Origin of the sequence: Hafnia psychrotolerans, assembly GCF_014639435.1 — a bacterium.
Taxonomy (GTDB): domain Bacteria; phylum Pseudomonadota; class Gammaproteobacteria; order Enterobacterales; family Enterobacteriaceae; genus Ewingella; species Ewingella psychrotolerans.
The window spans coordinates 367,671-392,599 of the sequence record NZ_BMFZ01000004.1 but is presented as its reverse complement, the minus strand read 5'-3'; the positions used below and the strand labels follow the sequence as shown (position 1 = coordinate 392,599).

Genomic DNA, 24,929 nt, shown 5'->3' with positions numbered 1-24,929 from the left:
GATGGTTTCAGACTCAGCACAGGCATTGTTTCTCTCGCTCATCACGCATCAGGTCACGCCCTGGCAGTCCGTTTGTCACTCCCCGGCAGTGGCAGGCTTTGGTGCGAAGGAAGTGAGTGCAATGCTGTTTTCTGGCGTGCTGCAACCGATGTGGTGGTGCTGTCGTGGACCGGGGACGGTCGCTCCCCGCAAAAAGAATTCACTCAGCTGGATGGTCGCGCTGGTCAATGACCCGACGCCTGTGGCGGCGCAGCTTTGGCTGCCCGCTGCGGCATTACGGATCCCGCGTGTCACAGGAGAGCTTCAGCGAAAGGCGCTGGACAAATTTTTACTGCATTGTTTTCAGGACTTTGCTTCAGCGGATGAACTCTACAAGAAAGGCGGGTAGGCGAATGAAAAAGAGAAGAACACTTCTGATGTATGCAGGGGTACTTATGCTGCTGAGCGGCTGCAGTACCAGTAAAGACACTATGTTGCCCCCGGGTGACAGTACCATGCTGGAGTTATGGAATGATGGTGCATCAACGACGCACGCGACCGGGGAAGGACGCACTACGCTTCGCCGAACGCTCAACGATCGCGAACGCACCGCGTCAACGCAGGTGGCGGAAAGTTACAGCCGAACGCAGGAAAATGAAATACAGCAGACGTTTCCACGCCTGCCCAATCCGGACATGGTGATGTACGTGTACCCGCACATCGCCGATGGCAATGCGCCGGTGCCGGGATACAGCACGGTGTTTCCGTTCTACAGCCAGATCCAATATGCCCTGCCGGGCGAACGCACGGGAGAGTTGTAATGTTTTCACTGTTTCGTCGTCAACCCGATACCTCAGACGTACAGCTTAGTGGCAACGGACCCTTCGCGGTTGAGGGGCATGAGCCGTTCAGCCGTGAGGGGCGGTTCACCCACAGCGATGAGGCCAGAGCCTATGGCCTGCAGCCGTCGATTATTGATTATATGCCCTGGGGCGAATATCTCCCGGATGGGCGCTGCCTGCTTCTCGATGACGGCGTGTCCGTCGGCGCCGTGTTTGAGGTGATCCCGGTGGGCACGGAGGGACGTCCGACCGAACGTCTGGAAGAAATCCGCGACGTAGTGGAGGATGCGCTGCAGGACAGCCTCCCGGAGCTCGACGGGAATCAGTGGGTAGTGCAGTTTTACTGTCAGGATGAAACTGACGTGACGGCCTATATGGATAAGCTACGGGGCTATGTCAAACCCTGGGCACAGGGGACGCCGTTTACCCGCGCCTGGCTGGCCGAAACTGAACGACACATGCAAAGTATTTCAGTAGAAAAGGGGCTTTTTGAGGACAAGATTGTCACCGGCGCGCCCTGGCGTGGTCAGACCCGCCGCACGCGCATGGTTATTTATCGATATGTCGAGAAGAATGCCCGTGATCCGCTGCCGCCGGCAGTCCTGCTTAATCAGGTATGTGACCGGCTGACCTCGGCGCTGGCCGGTGCCGGCATTCGCTGTGAGCGACAAAACGGGGAGCAGATCCACAGCTGGCTGCTGCGCTGGTTTAATCCGAGTCCACAGTGGGTGGCTCCCGAGGTGCTTTATCGCGCCGCACGGCATGACGACGGCGAACCGGACAGCCTGCCTATTCTGAATGATTTTAGCGAAACCCTGTGGTTTACGCGCCCGCGCAGCGATGCCGAGCGGGGTGTGTGGTGGTTTGATAACGTCGCTCATAAGGCCGTGCCGGTCGAACGCTTACGCCGCGCGCCGCAAACGGGCCATCTGACCGGTGAAGTCCGGCGGGGGGAGAACATCAATACCCTGATGGACCTGATGCCGGAGGGAACCATGATTGCTATGACGCTGATTGTGCAACCGCAGGACGTGCTGGAAGAAGAATTCAGCCGCCTTGGCCGTAACGCTATGGGGGAAAATATTGAATCTACCCGCGCCCGCGAGGATGCCAAAAAAGCCCGGGAATACCTGGGCGACCAGCATAAGCTGTACCGGTCTGCGCTGACGTTTCTCCTGCGCGCCCCCGACCTCAACAGCCTCGATAAGCGCTATCTCGATATCAGTGCAAAACTGCTCAATGCCGGGCTGCAGCCGGTGAATCCTGAGCACGATGTGGCCCCGCTAAATGGTTACCTGCGTGCCATGCCGATGTGCTTTAACCCGTCGGTGGATAAAAACCACTGGTACAGCCGGCTGACGTTTGTGCAGCATTTTGCCTGCCTGTTACCGGTGTTTGGCCGCGATACCGGCACCGGTAATCCGGGGTTTTCCTTCTTCAACCGCGGCGGCGCTCCGCTGACCTTCGACCCGATGAACAAAGATGACCGCACGCAGAACGCGCACCTGTTGCTGTTCGGGCCAACCGGTTCAGGTAAATCGGCCACGCTTTGTGCTTCGCTGTCTCAGCTGATGGCGGTACACCGTTCCCGGTTATTCCTGCTGGAGGCGGGTAACTCGTTTGGGTTGTTTGCAGATTACTGTGAGTCGCTGGGACTGACTGTCAATAAAATCAGCGTAAAGCCGGGGAAAGGTGTCTCGCTGGCCCCCTTCGCCGATGCCCATCTGTTGCTCCAGGCCTCACCCGATGAGCTGGTCATTGATGAGTCGGCTCTGCCCGAGCTTGATGCCGGTACGGGCGATGAGGAAGACGATGAAAAACGTGACATCCTGGGAGAAATGGAAATTGCGGCGCGTCTGATGGTAACCGGCGGGGAGGCGGCCGAGGAGGCCCGCATGACGCGGGCCGATCGCGGGATGCTGCGTGAAGCTATCCTCGCGGCGGCGCGCGCATCCTTTAATGAGAACCGGCAAATGTTGCCTGAGGATCTGATGCATGCGCTGGAAAATATTGCACGCGATAACTCAAAAGATGTCGACGGCCGCGAACGCAGAACGGCCAGCCGGCGGGCACGTGCCGAAGAAATGTCAGAAGCACTGCGAATGTTCACCGAAGGTTTTGAGGGCGAGCTGTTTAACCGGCCAGGTACGCCGTGGCCGGAGGCAGACGTCACGCTGATCGACCTGGGTACGCTGGCCAGGGAAGGTTATGAAGCGCAGATGGCGGTGGCGGTCATTGCTCTGGTCAATACGGTGAACAACATTGCCGAACGTGACCAGTATCTTGACCGTGAAATCAATATGGTGATTGATGAGGCCCATATCGTGACCACGAACCCGCTGCTGTCGCCTTACATGACCAAGGTGGTGAAAATGTGGCGTAAGCTCGGTGCCTGGCTGTGGCTGGCCACCCAGAACCTTGCGGACTACCCGGACACGGCGGAAAAAATGCTCAACATGGCTGAATGGTGGCTGTGTCTGACCATGCCGCCGGATGAAGTGGAGCAAATTTCACGCTTTAAAAAGCTCACGGTGGAGCAAAAAGCCATGCTGTTGTCGGCGACCAAGCTCCCGCGTTGCTATACCGAAGGTGTGGTCCTGGCCAAAAGGGTAGAGGCACTGTTCCGGGCGGTGCCGCCCAGTCTGTATCTGGCACTTGGGATGACAGAGAAAGAAGAAAAAGCGGAGCGGCGTGCGCTGATGAATGAATACCACTGTAGTGAGCTGGAAGCGGCGTTCCACGTTGCCCGAAAGCTCGATAAGGCCCGGGGAATACTCATTGAGGCGAGGGCAGTATGAGACGACTGGGAATGTTACCACCTGCCGTGGTCAATGATAATGAAGTGAGTCTTGCCGTCATGTTTGATGTGCCACCGCAGGGAGAGGCCCGTATCGGTGTCACCGATCATGGTCAGCTTACGACGCTCTGCGACCATATCCGAAAACGCCTGCAGTCACCGGCGCTTCTCTCGATGCGGCCGCATCGGGTGGGCTCGCTCAACTGTGTTTCAGTACATCTGAAAGATAATGCAGGGGCCACACTGGATTTATTGATCACCATTACAGGTAACACCATCTGGCCGGATGACAATGAATATGCACGGGGAGTCCGATGGTATATCAATGTGGCGGATGCCACTGACATGATGTGGCTGCTGAAATCTCTGGATGTGCTGACGGTCAAAGAAGGGTAAAAGAGGGAAACAGGAAACTGGCGATGGCTGCTCAAATCTTTTGTGCAGACGACGCCAGTTGAACAAGCCGCAGGCGCGTTAGCTGTATTAGCTCATGTTACAGATTACCTTTATTATTTTCCACCATCTCGATCGCAATCCGGAGTGAGTTCTCCAACTGCTTGTTCTCCGATATCCTGGCAAAGGTCAGGCGATCGTTCAGGTACTCCATCAGCGTGTCTTGGTTGATTTCCACACCGGTCATAAAAATGCGCGGTGCTCCTTTTGCAATGTTCTCCCGGACATAGATGATGACGGTGAGAGCGAAGCGGCGTGCCTGGATGGCACTGGGGTGGCGTTTGTACCAGTACTCAATTCGTTGCACCGGCGGTCAGGATGCAACTGTCTGGATAGGGGCATATTCGAACCATACCAAATGTGTTTAACGTAGTGGTGTTGATTAATTCTATATTTCTATTATTCTAGAAATATAGAATTATGGAGGTTGTAATGGAACTCAATGACGTCGCCAACGCGCTAAAAGAGCTTGGCCACCCAACCCGTCTCACCGTGTATAAGTCGCTGGTGAAGTCGGGGCATGAGGGCCTGCCCGTGGGTGAGTTGCAAAAACGCCTGGACATACCTGCCTCCACGCTCAGCCATCATGTCGCTGCCCTGGTTGCGGTGGGGCTGGTACGCCAAAACCGGCACGGCAGAACGTTGTATTGCTTACCGCAGTATGAGGTTCTGAACGAAATTATGGCCTTCTTTATCGACGAATGCTGCGCCGAGAAGGACCAAACCTGTTGATGACACCACACAGAGAACGAAATATGTCAGATTCGATTAACGAACTTAGCAACATTCAGCCTGAAATCTTCGATAACCACATCAGCACGGAAAGACTCTCCCTGACCGCGTGCCGTCACGCCCCGCGAATTTTAATGCTTTATGGTTCAGTACGAGAACGGTCATACAGCAGGTTAGCTACAGAAGAGGCTGCATGTCTGCTTATGGCGATGGGCGCCGAGGTGAAAATATTCAATCCTTCCGGGCTGCCGCTCCCCGATGATGCGCCGGATACGCATCCAAAAGTCCTTGAACTTCGTGAGCTTGTGATGTGGTCAGAAGGGATGGTCTGGTGTTCACCTGAACGCCACGGTGCGATGACCGGCATCATGAAGGCCCAGATTGACTGGATCCCGCTATCGGTAGGCGCTGTTCGTCCTACTCAGGGGAAAACCCTTGCCATCATGCAGGTCAGCGGCGGTTCACAGTCGTTTAATGCCCTGAATCAGATGCGCATTCTTGGCCGATGGATGCGCATGATCACTATCCCGAATCAGTCCTCCGTCGCCAAGGCGTTTCTGGAGTTCGATGAAAACGGCAGGATGAAACCTTCCGCTTATTACGACCGCATTGTCGACGTGATGGAAGAGCTAATGAAATTTACGCTGTTAACCCGTGGCAATGCTGAATACCTGGTTGACCGTTACAGCGAACGCAAAGAAAGTGCCGCCGAATTGTCCGTCAGAGTTAACCAGAAAAGCATTTGAGAGCGTCACATCCTGCATGCAGTGGCGCGGCTGTGTAGCACGCGCAACCATAGCCGGATAAATGCCTCCGATGAGTAAAGTAGAGGTGTAATAATTATCCTGTAATCTCCCGGTCTTTTCCCCAAGGAGCATTCCCGTTGGAACAGGTCATTGTAAAGGGCAGGGTGACGTTATTCGTGGGGTTAACCCAGCTGATTAACTGGGGCATTACCTTTTACCTGCTGGGGGCATTTGGTCAGGCTATCGGCAGGGAGCTGGGATGGACGCAGGTGATGACCTATTCCGGGCAGACACTATCCATGGGCATAATGGGGCTCACCTCGCCATTTTCCGGCAGGATATTGAAACACCTGGGCGGAAAAAAGATGATGGCCAGCGGCATCGTGCTGAACGCCACCGGATGTCTTTTGTTAGCGGCCAGTCAGGGGCCCCTGAGCTACTGGGCAGCCTGGGTTATTATGGGCGCAGGGATGCGATTGTCTCTTTATGACGCCGCCTTCGCCGTTCTGGTGGATATCGCGGGTCCATCGGCACGAAAATCCATGACGCAGGTAACGCTGCTGGGCGGTCTTGCTTCCGTGGCCTTCTGGCCGGTAGGTGCGTGGCTCTTAACGGTGATGGGATGGCGTGCAGGTACGGTTTGCTATGGGCTGTTTGCGCTGATGAGCCTTCTCTTACTCCGTTGTCTGCCCGATAAAATGTCATCGCCACTGACTTCCGGTACCCAACCAGCCCCGTCACCCTGTGGGTTAGTCGACGACAGTAACCGGTGGTCGGGCTGGATTTACGCCGCTCTGATGGCCTTGCTGAGCTTTTTATCCACGGGAATTTCCGCGCATCTCCCCGCCATGCTTGCAGGCTTCGGCGTACCGGTATTGATTGGCACACTCTGGGGCGTCGGTCAGGTCAGCGCCCGCCTGAGCGACGTTTTTATGGGCGCAAAAGGCTCGCCGCTTGGACTGAATATGCTGGTGGGGGGAATATTGCCATTCTGCTTTGTGTTCAGTCTGTTCAGTTTCCACTCCACCGTAAGCGCTGCTCTCTTTGTATTAAGTTATGGTGCAGCCAACGGCCTGTCGACGCTGGTTAGGGCTACTTTACCTCTCGTTATGTTCGATAAACATCAGTATGCAGACAAACTCGGTACACTGCTGATGCCAAGCTTTTTCCTTTCCGCTCTGGCACCGGCCATCTATGCCAGCCTGCTGGACGCCATGGGCATTTATGACACCTTGTTGTTTTCTCTGTCTGTGTCACTGATAATTACGGTCCTGAGTGTTGCTCTTTCGTTTAGGGAACGGTACAGGCAGGTAGCATGAGGGGAGAAAGCCGGGGAGAACAGGGCGTGGGTCTCAGCAGGCTGTCTCGCAAGCAATGCTGAGGATTAATCGTCGCTTCCCCATTGTCGAAGCTGGACCTGAAGAGACATGCGTTCAATTTTATCAACGGGCAGGCTGACGAACAGCCGCAGCCGTGTGGCTATTTGTTTCTCAACCTGGATAAAACCCCGAATCTTTTCCTCTTCAGTACCTTCAACAGCTGTGGGATCAGGAAATCCCCAGTGAGCCGTTATCGGCTGCCCCGGTATAGCCGGACAGCCTTCTCCGGCGGTTTTGTCGCAAAGCGTAAAGATAAAATCCATGTGCGGGGAATCACTGCCGGTAAAATGCTCTAACCCCTTGCTGTATAGCGATGACGTATCCATACCCTGCATGGTCAGCACCTCCAGCGTCAGCGGATGAGGTGCGTCCATCGGAGCGCTTCCTGCGCTGAACGCCTCAAATTTATCGCCGGCAATCTTATTGAGCAGAGCTTCGGCAAACAGGCTTCTGGCTGAGTTGCCCGAACACACGAACAGAACCCGATGTTTTTTCATAGCCATTCTTTAACCCCCCTTATGGACGAGAGGCCCCCCTTTGATGGGGTGCCTCTCTGTTTCACTCTGGTTTATTTAGCAACCCGCTTTCCCTGGGCGTCGACTACGGCTTCACCGTCTTCTTTGGTGAAGGCACCCTGCTGCGCGCCCGGGAGAATATCCAGAACGACCTCCGACGGGCGACACAGTTTGGTGCCAAGCGGCGTGACGACAATAGGGCGGTTGATGAGAATGGGATATTGCAGCATGTAGTCCACCAGTTGCTCATCGCTGAACGCATCTTCAGTCAGGCCCAGTTGTTCATAAGGTTCGACATTTTTTCTCAGCAGTGATCTCACTGAAATCCCCATGTCGCCAATCAGCTTTATCAGCTCATCGCGGCCCGGTGGCGTTTCAAGATAGTGAATAACGGTTGGCTCAACGCCGCTGTTGCGGATAAGTTCAAGCGTGTTGCGCGAGGTGCCGCAGGCAGGATTATGATAAATCGTGATAGAAGTCATAACGGTGCTCTCTTGTGAGTAAGGCCCGCCGTGACGTCACGGCAGGCGGGTAGCCAGGGATGAATTAATGGGCAAACGATAAGCGTAAGGCAAGGGCGGCCAGCGTCACAAACAGTACCGGGAGGGTCATGACAATCCCGACCCGGAAGTAATAGCCCCAGGTGATCTTGATGCCTTTCTGCGACAACACGTGGAGCCATAGCAGGGTCGCCAGGCTGCCAATCGGGGTGATTTTTGGCCCCAAATCACTGCCGATGACGTTCGCATAAATCATGGCCTCTTTGATCACACCCGCCGCGCTGCTGCCTTCAATGGACAGCGCGCCGATCAGTACCGTCGGCATGTTGTTCATGATGGAGGAGAGAAAGGCGGTCAGGAAGCCCGTGCCCAGGGTCGCCACCCACAGACCTTGCTCAGCAAAGCGGTCGAGGACCATTGACAGATAATCAGTCAGGCCGGCGTTGCGCAGGCCGTATACCACCAGGTACATACCCAGAGAGAAAATGACGATTTGCCACGGGGCGCCGCGCAGCACCTTGCCGGTGTTGATCGCATGACCGCGCTTTGCCACGATAAATAGAATAAGTGCTCCCACCGCCGCGACGGCACTGACCGGCACGCCCAGCGGCTCCAGCCCAAAGAATCCTATCAATAGCAGTAGTAACACAAACCAGCCCGTTTTAAAGGTCAGAGGATCCTTGATGGCCTTGCGCGGCTCAGCCAATTTAGACACGTCGTAGGTGGCCGGAATGTCTTTACGGAAGAACAGGTGTAGCATCGCCAGCGTTGCCACGATGGCTGCAATGTCGACAGGTACCATGACCGAGGCATAGTCGTTGAACCCGATGTTGAAAAAGTCGGCGGAGACAATATTCACCAGGTTTGACACGATTAGCGGGAGGCTGGCAGTATCAGCGATGAAACCTGCCGCCATCACAAAAGCCAGCGTCGCGCCGCGGCTAAAGCCTAATGCCAGCAACATGGCAATCACAATCGGCGTGAGAATAAGCGCGGCTCCATCATTGGCAAAGAGCGCGGCAACGGAAGCGCCGAGCAGGACAATGTAAGTAAACAGCAAACGGCCATGACCGTTGCCCCACCGCGCGACATGCAGCGCCGCCCACTCGAAGAAACCTGATGACTGCAATAAAGGTGGCCGTCGCATTCCACACAATGTTCCACACGACGGGAATGTCGCCAATGTGGACCACGCCGGAGACCAAAGCCAACGCGGCACCGATAAGGGCGCTCCAGCCGATACCCAGGCCTTTAGGCTGCCAGATAACCAACACAATCGTCAGAACAAAAATCGCTCCTGCTAACCACATACTTTCTCTCCTGTGCGGACAAGTTATGCTCGTCCGCAGTGTCGCTTATTATTGTTTTCCAGCGAGAATTCTAAGACGGTCAATACCGACCGGCTCATCTTCCTGTAGCGGGATCAATGCCAGACGTGTTGCAAGGCCTGACTGAACTTTCCTGATTTGTTCCACTTCATGTGCAGCGCGTATTTTGAGTAACGTAGACGTCGTACGTACGGCGGCAAGGCTGTTATTGATAATCCACGCCCACGGCTCAATGCCCGCCCGGCGAAGATCCTCCTGTAAGTTGGCAGCCTCCAGAACAGGCGTGGTTTCTGGCAGGGTAACGAGCATGATTTTGGTTCGCTCAGGATCCTGCAACTGCATCATTGGCGTCAAATAATGTCCCTTTTCCCCCATCCGTTTTGCCACTTCACGATGGTAGGCTCCCGTAGCATCAAGCAGCAGCAGTGTGTGGCCCGTCGGGGCGGTATCCATTACGACAAAACGCTTTCCTGCTTCCCTGATCACACGGGAAAATGCCTGAAACACGGCGATTTCTTCCGTACAGGGAGAACGTAAATCTTCTTCAAGCAGCGCCCGCCCTTGTGGATCCAGATCCTTTCCTTTCGTGGCAAGAACATGTTCCCGGTAGCGCTCTGTCTCGGTATGTGGATCGATACGGCTGACCTGAAGATTATGGCGTTGTCCGTTAAGTGTGCTTTCAATGTGTGCTGCGGGATCGGAGGTGGTGAGGTGGACATCAAACCCTTTGTCAGCGAGCGCCACGGCGACAGCAGCGGCCAGCGTTGTCTTTCCCACCCCCCCTTTGCCCATCAACATCACCAGACCATGTCTGTCCCTGGCGATATCATCAACCAGCATTTTCAGGGACGGTGCGGAGATGACCTCAGACCGTGGTATCACAGCGGCTGATGAACATGGGATGATATCTCTGTTCAGCAGACGGCGAAGCGCCTTCACTCCAACCAGATTTTCCTGCTGCAGGTTTAACCTGTCAGTCGGAAGCGTGGTAAGTACCGGCGGCATTACGGAGAGAGTACGTTGTTCTCGCTGGTATAATGCACTGGCAAGGCTGTCCTGCGACGCTTCTTCGGCAGGCATCATCCCGTTTATGACCAGGTACTGATGCTTAAGACCGACATGCAGCAGTTCATCATGCGTGCGGGCGACTTCAGCCAGCGTTGACTGCTGAGCGCGGGCGACCAGGATTAACCGTGTCTTTTCCCCGTCTGCCAGCACCGATAATGCATGCGAGTAACGTTCCCGCTGTTTTTCCAGTCCGGCCAGCGGTCCAAGGCAGGATGCACCGTCAGGATTCGTCTCGATAAAACTGCTCCAGGCACCTGGCAACTGGAGAAGACGAATGGTATGCCCTGTAGGCGCGGTATCAAAAATCACATGGTCAAAATCATTCAGCAACCCGTCGTCGGTCAGCAGGCCGGTGAACTCATCAAAAGCAGCAATTTCTGTTGTGCAGGCACCGGATAACTGTTCTTCAATGCTGCGAACGACATCTTCGGGCAGAACGCCTTTAATCGGATCAACGATGCGGGCACGATATTGTTGCGCTGCCGCCTGTGGATCGATTTCCAGCGCTGTGAGTCCGGGGACGGCAGTGATGACCGTCAGGGTGTTACCAATTTGCTGCCCGAAAACCTGTCCTACATTTGACGCCGGGTCGGTACTGACCAGCAGGATCCGTTTGCCATCATCAGCAAGACGAATAGCCGTTGCGCAGGAAAGCGAGGTTTTTCCGACCCCTCCTTTCCCCGTAAAAAAGAGAAACTTCGGAATACTGTTCAGATAGTTCATCATGGGATCCTTTCCGGTTGGGTTCAGCAACATGAAGTTTTGCCGCCACAGCAGTTTTTCGCCGGAGCCATACCAACTCCAACTTTCTCCTGAGTAATCCCAAACCAGCGAGCCAGATCCTGCCGTGTCGGATAGCGACCGGACAGGACGAACTCGCTATCAAGCAGAATTAATGGCAGGCTTTCAGCGCCAGAGCGCTCAAGAAAGGCTTTAACTGACGGGTTCTCAGCAAATGCCATCGGCTGCTGTGAAAGATTAAAGCGTTCCACCGACACACCCTGCTGTTTCAACCACGCTACGTCTGCAGAAAATGACACTAAAGCCTGATCAACTTCCGTACCGCACACGCCAGAAGTGCAGCAAAGTGCCGGGTCATACACTGACAGCGTTTTCATTATCTATTCCTTCAGGTTTCAATTAAAAAATGGTTTCACCGATCCGGTTTAGTTCTGCCTGAAGACGCTTTTCAGGGCCGGACAGGACTGATGGCGGAAGCGACAGAAAGGCTTCAATCCGGTGATGAAGAATTTGCCAGGCCTTTTCGAAAGCGGCATCGATTTCCTGTTCACTCCCGGTAGTCTTATCAGGATCCTCCACTCCCCCGTGTGTCCTGCCTGCTGGAGCCAGGTTGGCAGGACAGGTTTCACCAGCCGCATTCCTGAGCACCGTGATCACCACATCCTGCGTCACAGGGAGGTTGTCCCACGATTTGCTGTAGTACCCATCCGTGGGTATCCCTTCTTTCCTGAGAAGAGTAAGAGAGCGGAGATGTACTTCACCTCTTTGCTGGCTGCGCTCAATGCATGATGCTCTTTCGAAGGACGCGCGTTAAATGTCGCTTCGGCCAGAGTGGAGCGGAAGGAATTACCGGTGCAGAGAAAAAGAATATTCATAACATCGCCATATAAATTCGTTAAACCATATATGTTTAAATAAATTTTTATAGTCAGTTAAAGACAAACTGCTCTGCCACCTGTTGTGGAACTGTTACGGGCAATCCGTCCGGTCAGAAGCGAGATTTCCTCTTCCTGGCTCAAATAAGCCTGCTCAATTACTGCTGCCGCCCAGGCGGGCATGTGCGCTGAAAGCCGATAATGGATCCATTTACCCTCACGGCGGTCAATAAGCAACCCGCTTTCCCGTAGCATGGAAAGATGGCGGGATATCTTCGGCTGAGATTCCTCCAGCGTTCCGCAAAGCTCGCAAACACAGAGTTCTCCCGAAGCTCTCAGTAACAGCACGATTTTCAGGCGAGTTTCATCCGAGAGATTTTTGAAAAGCTGAAGCGCGGTAATCGGGTGCATAAATACTCCGTGGTTTCGTTCGGCTTCATCTTAGTCCTCTCTGTTTTTATGTCAATGACACATTCGATTAATCGAATGTGAAAGGCTATAATTATGAGGCTGAGTAAAGGAGGCAATCATGCGTATCGAAAAAGTCATTGGCTGGCTTATCAGGCAGATTCCGGACAGCTTTTTTGACGCTTTATCCGGGAGCGAATGCGCGGAAATTGATGGTATTGCGCATGACTCTTTGCTGAATGATACTGAACAGAAGACAGCATGCCCTGTTGCAGGAAGGGATTCCCCAAAGATGGATAACTGATCGGGTACTGTCAGTCCATCACATCATCGTGGCTCCGACAGTCGCCTCATACCAGAATCCGTACCCGACAGCATCTAAATAAATATCCTCCAGCTATGCTGGACATATGACGAGAGAGTAATAAATGGTGCAACTGACCGGCACGCCGCCTTGCCTGATGAAGGCGTGGAAGAAGCATGAACACGAACTGCTTTGCTGGTTACTCAGAAAAGTGGGGAATGAGGCTGATGCCGATGATCTGATACAGGAAACCTTCCTCCGGGCAATACGTCAACAGGGGAAATTCTGTGCCATCGTGAATGCCAGAGCCTGGCTATTTGAGGTTGCCAGGCATCTGGTTATTGATAAAAGTCGCCGGCAGCGCCCATGTATGCCTCTCCACGATGATGTATCCATACCGGATAATATTCCTGAGACTGTCGACTCACTGGCTGGTTGTCTGTCCCGCATACTGGATAAAATGACAGAGGCTGATCGGACTATCCTTACACTCTGTGATCTTGAAGGGATGAAACAGGCTGATTTCGCAGACCGAAATGGTCTGACGCTTGCTGCAACCAAATCGCGTTTGTCACGTGCGAGAGAGAGGTTGCATCAGAAACTCTCCAGAGATTGCCAGGTCAGACTGGATGAGTCTGGTCGGGTATGTTGTTTCACTCCCCGATGAAGGATCAGTTTACCTTTAAGAGTACACAAATAAGCTATTTCTGTTGCATTGGATGTATATATTGCACAGGTAGTATTTAAGTTATCAGGATGACGAATGTAGTGAAATCCTGCTCAGTAACATTTCTCAGCAAATGAAATAAATCGCAAAAAACTGCATCCTTTTCTGTCAAACGGCGTCTTCCGGGGAAACAACCATCGTGAGGCCTGTCCGTTATGTTCCAGATTTTCACTGATTTTGCCACCTGGCTGGTCTATGAACGCCTTAGTCTGAGTCCTGCAACCAAACTCGGGGACGCGCTCCATTTTTTTATCGAAGACGTGAGCAAGATTTTCGTTCTGTTGCTGGTCATGATCTACTTCGTGGCCATGTTACGGGCCTCGCTGGATATCGGGAGGGTAAGAAATTATCTTGCAGGTAAGCACCGGGGGATAGGGTATTTACTGGGCTCCTGCTTTGGTGCCATTACCCCGTTCTGCTCCTGCTCAAGTATCCCGGTATTTCTGGGATTTACTTCGGCTGGTATACCACTCGGGATTACCATGGCCTTTCTCATCACTTCCCCCCTTATCAATGAAGTCGCCGTCCTGCTTCTGGTCAGCCTGCTCGGATGGAAGTTCACGCTCATTTATATTGTTGTCGGAATGGCTGTTGGTATCGCTGGCGGTGCTTTTCTTGATCGGATTAAGGCCGAACGCTGGTTAGCTGACTTTGCCGCTGATGCCCTCAAAGATGGGCAGCAACATCAAACTGATTTGATCCGACAATCTGCCGTGACACCACATATGTCTCTCTCAAAGCGACATGCCTTTGCTAGAGATGAAACGCTCACCATTTTTAAGCGTGTCTGGCTCTGGGTCATTCTCGGGGTAGGACTTGGCGCGGCACTGCATGGATTTGTGCCAGACGGATGGATCGCGTCGCATCTCGGCGCCGGTCAATGGTGGACAGTCCCGGTAGCCGTGCTGATTGGCATACCACTCTATTCCAATGCTACCGGTGTGATCCCCGTGATGGAGAGCCTGATTACTAACGGCCTGCCAGTAGGTACAACACTGGCTTTTTGCATGAGCACTGTTGCAGCCAGCTTTCCTGAGTTCATTCTGCTCAAACAAGTGATGAAGTGGAAATTACTTTGCATCCTGCTGTTGCTGTTGTTGACCTCTTTCACCCTGGTTGGCTGGATTTTTAACGTTGTATTCCCATTAATTTCCTGATGAGGAGCATAAAATGAAGCATGTAAAAGTACTGGGTACAGGTTGTTCCAGCTGTAAAAAAACCATCCGGCTTATCCAGCAAGTGGCTGATGAGCGTGGCGTCACTATTCAACTTGAAAAAGTGGAGTCACTGTCTGAAATAATAAAACTCAAAGTGATGTCAACCCCGGCAGTTGTCATTGATGACATCGTTGTTCATGCCGGAGGAATACCATCAAGAGACATTATCGAAAGCTGGCTCTGACCTGCAGGCAGGGAAGTAATCCCTGTTCGTTCATTGTCTGAAATATACGGCTATGATTCCTGTATAGGACACCCGGCAGTAACCTTTTTTGAATGAAAAGTTCAGGCCCAGAGATGAAGGTATGCCTTCATCTCTGCCGGGGCGCTCCCCACAGCAGGTGAAGTTTACACTCTGATTCTCTAACTGCTGGCAGTCTTTCTGCAGTCCCTGTCCAGCCTTTATTTATCATATTCCTGACGCTTATTCGTTTAAAGTCTGAAGCTTCGCTTCAAGCTCAGAATCCTGAGACGTACCTGCTCAATAAGTCCTGGTGTAATGGTTTTTTAAAGCGAGCGATACGTTCAGCATCCGTGTCATCCATATATTTTAAGGGTTTCTCAAATGCAACCAGGCTAAGTAGGGCGAGAGCCAGAAGCTCATCAAACATATATGTTAGATGCCCATTTTTTCCTTTGACTGCTGGATTTACACTTTTAATTACCGTTCTGAATTAAAAAATACCCGGAGTTTCCTCCAGGTGCTGGCTTATCTGAGCATTAGCAGTGGGACGCTGGTCTGTTCGAGCATTGCAGTTGTATTACTGCCGATGAAAAAACGTCGGAGGGAAGAGTGGCCATATGCACCCATGACAATCAAATCCACACTGTTGTCTGCGGCGTAACGACAGAGTGCCTCCGTTACAGAGCGCCCTTCAGCTAACCGGGATATCGCACTGATGCCTGTGGTCTGCAGGCTTCGGCGCGCCTCTTCGAGAGTATGGACATCCCCGTTCACCATCACAACATGGCACTCGATTCCCTGCAGCAGAGGGCTGAATGTAAGACGGCGCAGGTTTCTCCGGCTTTCCTCACTGCCATCAAACGCAAACATGACTTTTGAGGGCGGAGAAAAAGATTCAGGTACAATCATTACCGGTTTTTTCTGAAGGCGGATGATACTCTCCAGATTACTGCCAACCGGGTTCTGTGACCCCCGGCGCCCGAGCACCATCAGGCGGATATCCTTCAGGTCAGCCAGGATCATATCCAGTGAGCCATGTTTCTGAATCTGCTGAACATCCGGGTTACCGATCTGACTGAGCAGTTCCGCGCATCCTGCAAGAATGGCGCGTCCCTGAGCCATTAACAGACGACTACGCTCCCCCTCTATCCGGACAAGCTCCTGCGTCAGTTGCTCCCGGCTGTCAATACCGATAGTGCCAGTCAGGTCCGAAACAGCGGGTTGTTCGTTTTTTTCCAGCACATGCAGCAGGGCAAGAGGAACTTCAAGCTTTCCGGCAACCCAGGCTGCATATTCACAGACAGCGCGTGTTGATGACGATCCATCAACACAGGCAATAACGGTGTTGTTCATATCATTAAATCCTGACATTAATGACCTCCCATCAGTTTTTCGACTTCTTCGGGTTTATCATGAACCCCAAAGCGGTCAACGATAGTACGAGTGGCTTCGTTCATCCCATGGATCTCAACTTCAGTTCCTTCTCTGCGGTATTTAATGACCACCTTATCCAGTGCGCTGACAGAAGTGATATCCCAGAAATGGGCATGCGAAACATCAATGACAACTTTCTCTACCGCTTCGCGGAAATCGAAATGCGCCATAAAGCGGTCGGCGGAGGCAAAAAATACCTGCCCTGTCACCTTATAGAACCGCCCCCCCTCTTTAAGCTCTGAAGAGACAACCAGAAAACGTGCCACTTTGGTGGCAAAATTCAGAGAAGCGATTAGCACGCCTGTGAGTACCCCGAATGCCAGATTATGAGTGGTCACCACCACCACGACCGTTGCCAGCATCACAACGCTGGTTGACAGGGGATGAGTTTTGAGGTCAGCAACAGAACGCCATGAAAAGGTACCAATCGACACCATGATCATCACGGCGACCAGTGCGGCCATAGGGATCTGTGAGACCAGGTCCCGCAGGAAGACCACCATACACAACAGGACTACACCTGCCGTGAGGGTGGATAAACGCCCCCGCCCGCCAGATTTTACATTGATAACGGATTGCCCAATCATTGCACAACCCGCCATTCCCCCGATAAAGGATGTACAGATATTAGCAATACCCTGCGCCTTGCATTCCCGATTTTTGTCACTGGGCGTATCTGTCATGTCGTCCACAATAGTGGCTGTCATCATCGATTCCAGTAATCCCACAACGGCGAGGCCTGCGGAATACGGGAGGATAATCAGGAGCGTATCGAGATTTAGCGGGATATCTGGTAACAGGAAGACCGGTAGACTGTCAGGCAGTTTGCCCATGTCCCCGACGGTATGAATATCCAGATGCAACCACATGGCAATCCCCGTGAGCACCACGATGCAGACCAGCGGTGAGGGGATGGTTTTATTCAGATACGGGAAAAGGTAGATAATGGCGAGCCCACCTGCTGTCATGGCATAAACATGCCAGGTCACATTGGTCAGCTCAGGTAACTGCGCCATAAAAATCAGAATCGCGAGTGCATTCACGAATCCGGTCACCACTGAGCGTGAGACGAAGCGCATCAACCCGCCGAGCTTCAGATAACCGGCCATCAGTTGGAATATCCCGGTCAGTATGGAGGCAGCCAGTAAGTACTGCAGGCCATGATCTTTCACCAACGTCACCATCAGCAGCGCCATTGCGCCAGTGGATGAAGATATCATCGCCGGGCGGCCGCCAAAGAAGGCCATAACTAGCGGGATACAGAATGCTGAGTAGAGCCCGACCTGGGGGTCAACACCGGCAATGATGGAAAAGGCGATCGCTTCTGGAATGAGCGCGAGCGCGACAACAATACCGGCCAGTACGTCACCACGGACGTTACCCAGCCAGTCCTTACGCGTCGAGGACAGCAACATAGTATTTTCTCAGTTTTTGAATAGAGTCAGCCCGTTGAGGGCATTAAATTTTATGTACGATGAAACACATCCGCAGACGGGATGCTCATGAGTTCGCGCTGAAATGACTCAGAGCGACAGAGGAGGGGGACTCAGGGTGGCGTGATACGCATGATTGTTTTAATTGATCCTTTACGGTTGGTGTATACACCTTCAGGAATAAACATGACCAGAAAAACACACTGCTTGTCTTGGCCGCTAACCTGGGCTGCATGCACACCATGTGCGGCAGCTCAGAAGAACAGCACAGTACTATAAACGAAAATATCATAGGGTCAATGCCAGAACGTTCCAGAGCTAAGGCCCAGAATTCTATTTATCGCGGTGGCATTCATTCCGCACGCGGTCACCCCCAGTGTCATGTCGACCGAAAATACACGGGATCTCTTGCTCTGGCATGTTCCATTATGGCATTGAGTATAGTAATCAGTTTTCGCATGCATGCGACGAGTGCGAGCTTTCTGGGTTTACCCGTTGTAATCAGTCGCTAGTAAAACTCTTTATCTGCGGGAATAAACTGCATAGCAGCCAGTGCTACCATATAAAGCCTTGCGTATACTGGGCCTGCAACCAAATACGGTTCGTCTACCCCGCACTTTTCCTGAGTCTCTGTTCTGGAGGCAACGCCATTCAGTGCGTTAATCTTTCTTCGATTCATTTTTCTCAACTCCTGCAGCTCTGCAATCAGAGACGCGACAGTGACTTCGCCTAAGCCTTTTATACTCCCATTCAACTCGAGCACGCTTTCAGGGGTATCAACCATGTTATCGACACTCTTAAAACTTTGCAGAGGAGAGGGGAAGCGACGATTACGTTCGGGACTAGGATGTTATTCAGTTGGCGACGACGGACGATCATGGTGGTGAGTAAGGCGCGCGCTTCGTACGGTATTGCGCGTATATCCCTCACGACTGGAAATCTTACCTACTTCCTGGTGCAACGCACTGGATGATTTAACGTAATGCTGACGTGGCGCGCAGAGCAGAGCAGATAAATTTTCGCGGTCAGATATTGAGTTGTTTACTGACGTGAGCGGCGTATCGACGCACCTTAGGCGAGTTATCCGCTTAAGGAGTGTTCTCTATGAAAAAACTCATCAGCTGTTTGTCGGCACTGTGCCTGTCTGCAAGTGCCTGTGCTGGCACCGTCATTTATACCGACAGTTCGAACCCCGTCAGTTCTCCCTCTCCAGATATTCCTGTGGTTTACCTCGATGCGCCCGAGAATGTTCAAAGGGATATTTTTGGCAGCCTCCCGGCAAATCCCGCCCTGGCTGAAAAACAGGCCTGGGATCTTCTCAACTCACTTGCGTTTTCATCTCAACAAAAGCAACTGGTCAGTGCTTATCAGGGGCTGATGAAAGCCTGGTCGCTGGGTCTGGCTAAGTACCCTGCGGTCGTGTTTGACGATAAATGGGTGGTCTACGGCACTACGGACGTCAGCGTGGCCATGCAACATCTGGCTGACTGGCGGGGGGCGAACCAATGACATTTTCCTCACCGCGTTCCCGCCGGCTGCTGTTGGCCACGTTGTTGACCGGCAGTGGGCTGTGTGCGGCCAGCGTGAACACAGCCAGCCTGATTTCCAGCGCGGCCAGCGTCTCGTGTATCGGCTGGAAGGTGAAGGGGATCTGCTACTGGCTCCTCTGCACGCCTTTTGGCTGCTCTGTCAAAACATCCGTGAAGGTTGAACATTTCATCCCGGAAGCTGTGGTGTCAGCCTATTCCGGCCCCGGCGATAATCCCTGGACGGAAATGTCAGCGGTCAGCGGTGCGGCCGGTAGCGGAGAAAGCGGCATTGTCGGTTCACTGAGCGGCGTCAGCGCCGGCGGCGGACAGCAGGAAATGAAAGCCCCGGGGATGCGTAAACAGAACCTGCATTTTCACTATGCCGACGCCTATGGCCATCCGGCCACCACGCTTATCGGGGGACAGATAGCGGGTTATTCCTGCAAGTCCGTTGCCACGCCTTTTGTGCCGTACTTTGTCAGTTCGCTCGATGGGCTGATTTGGCGAAGTGGCCTGCCTGAAGGCCTTTACCCGGAAGCCCTTATCCCCGGACAGCGTGAGCTGGGCAGTCAGGCCGGGGCCAATATGTGGGGAAACATCTATCCGCGTAGCGGTTTTGTCACCCAGGAGGACGCGTATAAGTCCGCAGCCGTCGTCGCACAGCGCGTGGCCGATGTCATCACCCGCACTGGCCAACTGCACGTCTACCAGCCGCTGGTAGGCCAGCAATCCCCAGGCTACTGGCCACCTGCACCGGTGAAAGAGAATACCGGTACCCAAAACCATAAATGGCAACGTCTTTCTCCGACGCTCTCGACCACCTGTGCAGTCTTCCCCGACACCGGCGCGACGGTTTCTCAGGACGGTAATTATGCCTGGGCACTCTGGCAACCTTACAGCTGCTGCAAGAGACGCGGGCAGACCTTCCTTTCCAGCACTGATTTTTCGTGAGACTCACACTATGACAAAGCTAAAAAAAGTTACTCTCGCTCTCCCGTTTACGTTGCTGGTGATGTTAGCCAGCGGCACACCCAATGCATACGCTGAGGTCACCACCTCTCCCAGCGGCGCTTCTGCCAACGGGGCCATCAGTGACGGCCTGTTTTATTCCATTGGCGGCGGCTCGGTCATATCGCCACCCGCTTCCCGAAACAGCATGACGCGTCTGGGTATGAACGCCGGCATGAGCAGCGACCTGATGTGCGGTAATTTTGACCTGAAAACGACGGTAGGTAATCAGCTTAACGGTGTGACCAGCGGCTTTAAGGATCTGATGGGCACCGTGATGCAGGGGGCTACCGGCGCAGTATCCAGTATGCCGGCGATGATTATCCAGCGCGCCAATCCCGGGCTGTATGAAATGCTGACCAACGGCGTGCTGCAGGCCGGACTAAGTTTTGACAAGGCCAAACTCAACTGTCAGAACATGGCCAATAAAATGGCCGATTACACGATGGGAAGCAAGTGGACGCAGGCGGCCGTCACCGAGGAGTACAAGGATATTGTCGCCTCCAGCGACGGCGATGCAGTCAGCAGCGATCAGAAACTGCAGAAGGCGACGGGGGAGGAAGGTGCTACATGGATCGGGGGCCAGAAGCGTGGCGGCAAAGGCCAGCCGGCAATCAAACCGACGCATGACCTGGCCAAGGCCGGTTACAACATGATGAACAACCTGCCGGTGACCAGCAACAGCAGCGTGGGAGCTTCCAGCTGTAATGGGTCCGTTTGCCAGCGTTATCCGAACTCCGAGACTGCTGCGAGCGCGGTGGTGAAAGTGCTGGGTGACAGGTCGATCCGAACTTGTCGTGATGCCAGCGAGTGCGGCGGCGGCGGCGATGAAAATGCCGCCGGCAGCACGGTCGCCGGTACCGGCTTTTCACCGATACTTGAAGATACGACTAAAGAAAACCTCGAGCAGTTAACCAAACTGGTCGGGGGTTCTGAAGCGCCGACGGCGGTTAATCTGGGCAAGCTTAAAACGGGTAGCCTGGTCGTGACCCGCGGGGTTATTCAGTCCCTGAAAGACGACCCGGATAACGCGGCGCTGGTACAGCGCCTCGCAGGAGAACTGGCCATGTCTGACACTGTGGAACAGGCGTTGACCATGCGACGCATGCTGACTACCGGCCAGTCTGAACCCAATGCGGCCGACCAGCCGGAAGCGCTGGCCGAGGGGGACCGTCGCGTTGATGCCCTCGACCGGGAGCTGGCCGCGCTGAGTAACGAAATGGCATTGAGAAAGTCCATCAGCAATAACAGTCTGCTCACGACCCTGGAACGTCAGGGTGTACGCAATCAGGACAGCCGCCTGCAGCAGCACAGCGGAAGTCAGGATCAGGGATTCATTAACATGAGCCAGAAATCAGGAGCACAATAATGACGATACCCGTCTCCTCTCAGCGTCGTTTTGGCCGTACGCGCCGTTTCGTGCTGACTTTTCTGGTTATCCTCGCGCTGACTGTGGGGCTCTTCTTAATTGCCTCAGTGCTGTTCGAAGCCGATCCGGATGTGCATAAGGTGCGCGACTGGCTGAGTGCAAGTCGGTATGGTCTGTTTGCCTGGCGGCTGACAATTTATACCGGGCTTTGCTGGGCCTGGTTTTACGTTGTGCGACCGCAGGTTGTGAAGAAATCCCCGGGTCAATCACTTCATCGCCTGGAGTGGATGGCGGCGGGTTTTATTATCGTTATCGAATTCACCGCCTGGCGTTCCGTACTGGCATAAGGAGGCGTCATGACGGCCAACAGTTTTCTGGAGTACTTCCTGGTGTTGTTCGGCTGGATGCTGAATAACGCCCTGTGGAACATCCTTATTAGTACGGGACTTTTCGCGCTGCCTCTGGTTTTCAAGGTCCTGGGTATCTGGCTGAAGGTGCGAGAAGAAGGCGCCGATGAGGGGAATAAAGGCGTTCTTGCACTGCCGCGGGTTGAGCACGCGCTCTACGTATCATTTTGCGTGATGCTGTTCTGCTGCATTCCGCTGTTGCCGGTCGATATCAGCACCATTAAATTCGACACTTCACGGGCGAAACAGTGCGGCGTAAGCGTACCTACGCCGCAGAACTCCGGTTACAAGGGGCTGGTTAATGACTTTGACGGCAAGACGGCAGAAGTCCCGGTCTGGTGGTACCTGTTGCATATGATCTCCAAGGGCATCACCCAGGCGATGATTGCCTCTATCCCCTGCGGAGACCAGCTCCGCCAGATGCGCTTTGACGTGCAAAACACCAAAATTCGCGACCCTATAGTGCTGCAGGAAGTGCAGGACTTTGCAGATCAGTGCTATTCCCGTTCTTACTTCAAGCTTAAAAACAGCAACAGCCAGCTGAGTGACGCAACAATCAATTCAGTAGGGTGGATAGGTAGCAGCTACTTTCTCAATACCAGTGGTTACTATGATTATTACACATCGACCAGTCCGCGCAGCCAGTGGCCGTATGACAACGCCCGGGACAGCGGCTATCCGGATGTGGGAAAAGGCGGTTATCCTACCTGTAAACAGTGGTGGTCTGACGGCACTAATGGCCTGAAGGCCCGGGTGCTGGCCAATATGGATGAGTCGACCAAGGCTGAGCTACAGCGGAAATTTAGCAAGGATCAGTGGGAGGAGATGGCACTGCGCTGGCTGGTGAGTCCGCGCAACGTTGGGCTTTCAGGCAGCGGTGAGACTTATGCTACTGGCAGCAGTGATGTGGGCTCAGGCCTGGCATTTAACGTAACCCGCCTCGTGTCGACAATTGGTGTGGGAATTAAGCAGGCCGAAGCGTTGCCGGGGTTTGATGCGCTGAAGCAGGCATTGCCAATGATACAGGCTCTGCTGGAGATGATGATTATCATCGTCATTCCGGTGCTGATGATGTTCAGCGCCTATGAACCTAAGACGGTGGTGACCATATCGTTTGCGCTGTTTGCACTGATATTTATTACATTCTGGTGGGAATTAGCGGGCTGGCTCGATGACAGGATGATTACCATTTTGTATGACAGCATGTCCGCACAGGGCATATCAAACAGCAGCGTACCGTTTGCGGAATTTACCAGTTCAACTGCTGATGGTTGGATCATGAACCTGGTGTTGGGAATGATGTATGTGGTCTTCCCCATGTTCTGGGTTGGGATGCTAGGCTGGATAGGAGTAAATGTAGGTGATGTAGCGAAGTCTTTGTCACAAGGAGGCAAAATGCCGCAGGAAGCAGGTGAAAAGGGAGGTAAATTGGCAAAGGATGCTGCAACATCGGCTGCAACTAAAGGCATAAAATAACAAAAACTAGTAACTTGGAATGGATTCTCAGTTACTAGTTGTCATCTTTAATATCACCAAAATAATAACCGTACCCTTGGTTACCGTCTTTGTAACCATAACCAAGATCATCGCTTTCGGATTTTGAGATGACTTTATTACTATTATTCAATGCTCCTACAGTAAGAACCGCAGCGCCTAAGGCTCCGAAGACAAGATCAACAGACCCCAAAAGCGTATTACGACCAAGTTCTTTGTAATCTGCTTTCTTCATTTTGAATTTTGTTGGTTTCCTGGAGCAAATTTCCTCAAGATCTTTCGGATCAAAACCTTGCGACATAATCTTTATCACTCTTTGGTTATAAATCACTCATCCAAAAATATCATGGCAAGCAAATAGACTCAAGCGGATGTCTTGTCGTCATCTGTTGCGGCATTTTTAGATTATGTATTGAAGAAGGAAGCCAGAATAAAAATATAGAAATGACCTGCTGGTTTAAACCTTAACGCGCATAAGGTCACTGAAGCGAGTTGTGTAAGCGGTAGAAAGCATTTGACGTTTCATCTCCCAACTTTTCTGGATCCCCTGGCCAGCAAACCATACCCGACCTTTGCCGCTATGATTGATACCATCGAGCACTGCCATCAACTGCTCACTGTTAGAGCGCGGCTTATACTCATCAAACAGCCCTAATTGCGCTACACCCTGGCTATAAAAGTCTCCTAGTATGACTCCGCATTTTTGGAAACGGTGTCCATCTTGCCAGATTGCATCAAGGCATTTAGTAGCTGCAGCCACAATGTCCCGACTATCTTGTGTGGGGATCTGTAACATCGTACTAGCGGTCTTGCCGTAATAGACTTCATTCACGTCAAAAGTGCTGGTTTTAACGAATGCTGAGATATGCCGGCAAAACTGATGCTCGCCGCGTAGTTTTTCTGCTGCACGCACGGCATGACTGCAAATTGCTTCACACATCATGTCGTACTCAGTAACTCTGTCGCCGAATAAACGGGAGCAGACTATCTGCTGTTTCGCAGGTGCGAACTCTTCGAGCTCCAAACAAGGTTCACCGCGAAGTTCTCTAACGGTCCGTTCTAAGACAATGTTGAAATGCTTGCGGATCAGTGGCGTCGGGGTTTCGGCCAATTGCAGCGCCGTCTTGATGCCCATGTCATGAAGCTTTTTCGATATACGTCGGCCCACCCCCCAAACTTCTCCGACATCAACCAATGCCATCAGTTTTCTTTGACGGCTAACAAGTGAGAGATCGACAACGCCCCCTAGAAAGCCAAAAGGGAAAATAAAGAGACAATAAAATATCTTTGCTCTGATTGCACTTTTGACTTATAGTTTTTTTAAGGTGATGGTGTTCCACCTTTCCCAACCGCCAGACTCCTCTGCCTGGATGATGACACCTGATATACATTTTTGCTTTCTTCCTTAGGCACGTATGTCAGGTATTCATATGAAAAATAATCTATTCTTATCAGTGTAT

27 protein-coding genes, 3 pseudogenes and 1 riboswitch are annotated in these 24,929 nt (G+C 52.8%); of the genes and pseudogenes, 16 read left to right on the top strand and 14 right to left on the bottom strand.

Features of this window, described 5'->3' with window-relative positions; translation table 11 throughout:
- Position 1: 1 nt before the first annotated feature.
- Genes IEV89_RS10195 through IEV89_RS10180 form a run of 4 tightly spaced genes read left to right on the top strand, consistent with a single transcriptional unit; the run spans position 2 to position 4,014 of the window.
- Positions 2 to 388: a hypothetical protein gene (locus IEV89_RS10195; RefSeq protein ID WP_188473135.1), complete on the top strand. Its 387-nt coding sequence runs from the start codon at positions 2 to 4 to the stop codon at positions 386 to 388.
- A 4-nt stretch (positions 389 to 392) separates the two neighbouring features.
- Positions 393 to 800: a TIGR03751 family conjugal transfer lipoprotein gene (locus IEV89_RS10190; protein WP_060435728.1), complete on the top strand. Its 408-nt coding sequence runs from the start codon at positions 393 to 395 to the stop codon at positions 798 to 800.
- A complete protein-coding gene (locus tag IEV89_RS10185; protein ID WP_188473133.1) occupies positions 800 to 3,619 on the top strand; it encodes a conjugative transfer ATPase in 2,820 nt (939 codons plus the stop codon). Before IEV89_RS10190 ends, IEV89_RS10185 begins: the two co-directional genes overlap by 1 nt.
- Positions 3,616 to 4,014 (top strand): hypothetical protein, encoded by a 399-nt coding sequence (locus IEV89_RS10180; protein WP_188473131.1) that lies wholly within the window; start codon positions 3,616 to 3,618, stop codon positions 4,012 to 4,014. Before IEV89_RS10185 ends, IEV89_RS10180 begins: the two co-directional genes overlap by 4 nt.
- 97 nt (positions 4,015 to 4,111) lie before the next feature.
- On the opposite strand, the gene IEV89_RS10175 is transcribed toward IEV89_RS10180, so the two are convergent.
- Positions 4,112 to 4,378, bottom strand: coding sequence for a hypothetical protein (locus IEV89_RS10175; protein WP_188473129.1), 267 nt, complete (start codon positions 4,376 to 4,378; stop codon positions 4,112 to 4,114).
- 125 nt (positions 4,379 to 4,503) lie between these two features.
- On the opposite strand from IEV89_RS10175, the gene IEV89_RS10170 reads away from it, so the two are divergent.
- From IEV89_RS10170 to IEV89_RS10160, 3 genes are all read left to right on the top strand, one after another.
- Entirely contained in the window at positions 4,504 to 4,803 is a 300-nt protein-coding gene (locus IEV89_RS10170; RefSeq protein WP_188473289.1) for an ArsR/SmtB family transcription factor, read from the top strand.
- Positions 4,804 to 4,826: 23 nt separating this feature from the next.
- Entirely contained in the window at positions 4,827 to 5,549 is a 723-nt protein-coding gene (gene arsH, locus IEV89_RS10165) for an arsenical resistance protein ArsH (protein WP_188473127.1), read from the top strand.
- 137 nt (positions 5,550 to 5,686) lie between these two features.
- On the top strand, positions 5,687 to 6,868 hold the full coding sequence (locus IEV89_RS10160; protein ID WP_188473120.1) for an MFS transporter: 1,182 nt from the start codon (positions 5,687 to 5,689) through the stop codon (positions 6,866 to 6,868).
- A gap of 65 nt (positions 6,869 to 6,933) precedes the next feature.
- Here IEV89_RS10160 and IEV89_RS10155 read toward each other — a convergent pair whose 3' ends face one another.
- From IEV89_RS10155 to IEV89_RS10125, 8 genes and pseudogenes are all read right to left on the bottom strand, one after another.
- On the bottom strand, positions 6,934 to 7,431 hold the full coding sequence (locus IEV89_RS10155; protein WP_112197296.1) for an arsenate reductase ArsC: 498 nt from the start codon (positions 7,429 to 7,431) through the stop codon (positions 6,934 to 6,936).
- Between the two features lie 65 nt (positions 7,432 to 7,496).
- Positions 7,497 to 7,925 carry a glutaredoxin-dependent arsenate reductase gene (gene arsC / locus IEV89_RS10150; RefSeq protein WP_188473118.1) on the bottom strand — a complete coding sequence of 143 codons (429 nt, stop codon included), beginning with the start codon at positions 7,923 to 7,925 and terminating at the stop codon, positions 7,497 to 7,499.
- Positions 7,926 to 7,989: 64 nt separating this feature from the next.
- Positions 7,990 to 9,253 (bottom strand): annotated as a pseudogene (locus tag IEV89_RS10145) (arsenic transporter).
- A gap of 48 nt (positions 9,254 to 9,301) precedes the next feature.
- Positions 9,302 to 11,062, bottom strand: a complete 1,761-nt coding sequence (arsA, locus tag IEV89_RS10140; protein ID WP_188473287.1) for an arsenical pump-driving ATPase — start codon at positions 11,060 to 11,062, stop codon at positions 9,302 to 9,304.
- A gap of 23 nt (positions 11,063 to 11,085) precedes the next feature.
- Positions 11,086 to 11,457 (bottom strand): arsenite efflux transporter metallochaperone ArsD, encoded by a 372-nt coding sequence (arsD, locus tag IEV89_RS10135; protein WP_188473116.1) that lies wholly within the window; start codon positions 11,455 to 11,457, stop codon positions 11,086 to 11,088.
- Between the two features lie 22 nt (positions 11,458 to 11,479).
- Positions 11,480 to 11,797 carry a low molecular weight phosphatase family protein gene (locus tag IEV89_RS21730; RefSeq protein WP_506256300.1) on the bottom strand — a complete coding sequence of 106 codons (318 nt, stop codon included), beginning with the start codon at positions 11,795 to 11,797 and terminating at the stop codon, positions 11,480 to 11,482.
- Complete coding sequence (locus IEV89_RS22110) at positions 11,749 to 11,955, bottom strand: arsenate reductase/protein-tyrosine-phosphatase family protein (RefSeq protein ID WP_506256299.1); 207 nt, start codon at positions 11,953 to 11,955, stop codon at positions 11,749 to 11,751. Before IEV89_RS22110 ends, IEV89_RS21730 begins: the two co-directional genes overlap by 49 nt.
- A gap of 57 nt (positions 11,956 to 12,012) precedes the next feature.
- A complete protein-coding gene (locus tag IEV89_RS10125) occupies positions 12,013 to 12,366 on the bottom strand; it encodes a metalloregulator ArsR/SmtB family transcription factor (protein ID WP_188473113.1) in 354 nt (117 codons plus the stop codon).
- Positions 12,367 to 12,484: 118 nt separating this feature from the next.
- Here IEV89_RS10125 and IEV89_RS10120 point away from each other — a divergent pair, with 118 nt between their 5' ends.
- The 4 genes from IEV89_RS10120 to IEV89_RS10105 all read left to right on the top strand — a co-directional run bounded on the left by IEV89_RS10120 (position 12,485) and on the right by IEV89_RS10105 (position 14,795).
- Complete coding sequence (locus tag IEV89_RS10120; protein ID WP_188473112.1) at positions 12,485 to 12,667, top strand: hypothetical protein; 183 nt, start codon at positions 12,485 to 12,487, stop codon at positions 12,665 to 12,667.
- A 124-nt stretch (positions 12,668 to 12,791) separates the two neighbouring features.
- Entirely contained in the window at positions 12,792 to 13,334 is a 543-nt protein-coding gene (locus IEV89_RS10115) for a sigma-70 family RNA polymerase sigma factor (protein WP_229746437.1), read from the top strand.
- A gap of 215 nt (positions 13,335 to 13,549) precedes the next feature.
- Entirely contained in the window at positions 13,550 to 14,551 is a 1,002-nt protein-coding gene (locus IEV89_RS10110; RefSeq protein WP_188473110.1) for a permease, read from the top strand.
- Between the two features lie 13 nt (positions 14,552 to 14,564).
- Positions 14,565 to 14,795, top strand: a complete 231-nt coding sequence (locus IEV89_RS10105) for a thioredoxin family protein (RefSeq protein WP_188473107.1) — start codon at positions 14,565 to 14,567, stop codon at positions 14,793 to 14,795.
- A gap of 525 nt (positions 14,796 to 15,320) precedes the next feature.
- On the opposite strand, the gene IEV89_RS10100 is transcribed toward IEV89_RS10105, so the two are convergent.
- The 3 genes and pseudogenes from IEV89_RS10100 to IEV89_RS21725 all read right to left on the bottom strand — a co-directional run.
- Positions 15,321 to 16,148 carry a universal stress protein gene (locus IEV89_RS10100; RefSeq protein ID WP_188473105.1) on the bottom strand — a complete coding sequence of 276 codons (828 nt, stop codon included), beginning with the start codon at positions 16,146 to 16,148 and terminating at the stop codon, positions 15,321 to 15,323.
- A 17-nt stretch (positions 16,149 to 16,165) separates the two neighbouring features.
- A complete protein-coding gene (locus tag IEV89_RS10095) occupies positions 16,166 to 17,644 on the bottom strand; it encodes a SulP family inorganic anion transporter (protein WP_188473103.1) in 1,479 nt (492 codons plus the stop codon).
- Between the two features lie 397 nt (positions 17,645 to 18,041).
- Positions 18,042 to 18,589 (bottom strand): annotated as a pseudogene (locus IEV89_RS21725) (transposase); the annotation flags it as partial.
- A 177-nt stretch (positions 18,590 to 18,766) separates the two neighbouring features.
- Here IEV89_RS21725 and IEV89_RS10085 point away from each other — a divergent pair.
- The 5 genes from IEV89_RS10085 to IEV89_RS10065 all read left to right on the top strand — a co-directional run bounded on the left by IEV89_RS10085 (position 18,767) and on the right by IEV89_RS10065 (position 23,451).
- Positions 18,767 to 19,171: a TIGR03757 family integrating conjugative element protein gene (locus IEV89_RS10085; protein WP_188473099.1), complete on the top strand. Its 405-nt coding sequence runs from the start codon at positions 18,767 to 18,769 to the stop codon at positions 19,169 to 19,171.
- A complete protein-coding gene (locus IEV89_RS10080; RefSeq protein WP_188473097.1) occupies positions 19,168 to 20,142 on the top strand; it encodes a TIGR03756 family integrating conjugative element protein in 975 nt (324 codons plus the stop codon). Before IEV89_RS10085 ends, IEV89_RS10080 begins: the two co-directional genes overlap by 4 nt.
- A gap of 61 nt (positions 20,143 to 20,203) precedes the next feature.
- Positions 20,204 to 21,568, top strand: a complete 1,365-nt coding sequence (locus IEV89_RS10075) for an integrating conjugative element protein (protein WP_188473284.1) — start codon at positions 20,204 to 20,206, stop codon at positions 21,566 to 21,568.
- A complete protein-coding gene (locus IEV89_RS10070) occupies positions 21,568 to 21,915 on the top strand; it encodes a hypothetical protein (protein ID WP_188473095.1) in 348 nt (115 codons plus the stop codon). The genes IEV89_RS10075 and IEV89_RS10070 overlap by 1 nt, the downstream gene beginning before the upstream one ends.
- A gap of 9 nt (positions 21,916 to 21,924) precedes the next feature.
- Positions 21,925 to 23,451 (top strand): conjugal transfer protein TraG N-terminal domain-containing protein, encoded by a 1,527-nt coding sequence (locus IEV89_RS10065; RefSeq protein WP_060435722.1) that lies wholly within the window; start codon positions 21,925 to 21,927, stop codon positions 23,449 to 23,451.
- A 34-nt stretch (positions 23,452 to 23,485) separates the two neighbouring features.
- On the opposite strand, the gene IEV89_RS10060 is transcribed toward IEV89_RS10065, so the two are convergent.
- Entirely contained in the window at positions 23,486 to 23,770 is a 285-nt protein-coding gene (locus tag IEV89_RS10060; protein ID WP_229746436.1) for a hypothetical protein, read from the bottom strand.
- Positions 23,771 to 23,926: 156 nt separating this feature from the next.
- Positions 23,927 to 24,712: pseudogene (umuC, locus tag IEV89_RS10055) on the bottom strand (translesion error-prone DNA polymerase V subunit UmuC); the annotation flags it as partial.
- Between the two features lie 72 nt (positions 24,713 to 24,784).
- Positions 24,785 to 24,859, top strand: a riboswitch (Fluoride riboswitch).
- Positions 24,860 to 24,929: the final 70 nt, after the last annotated feature.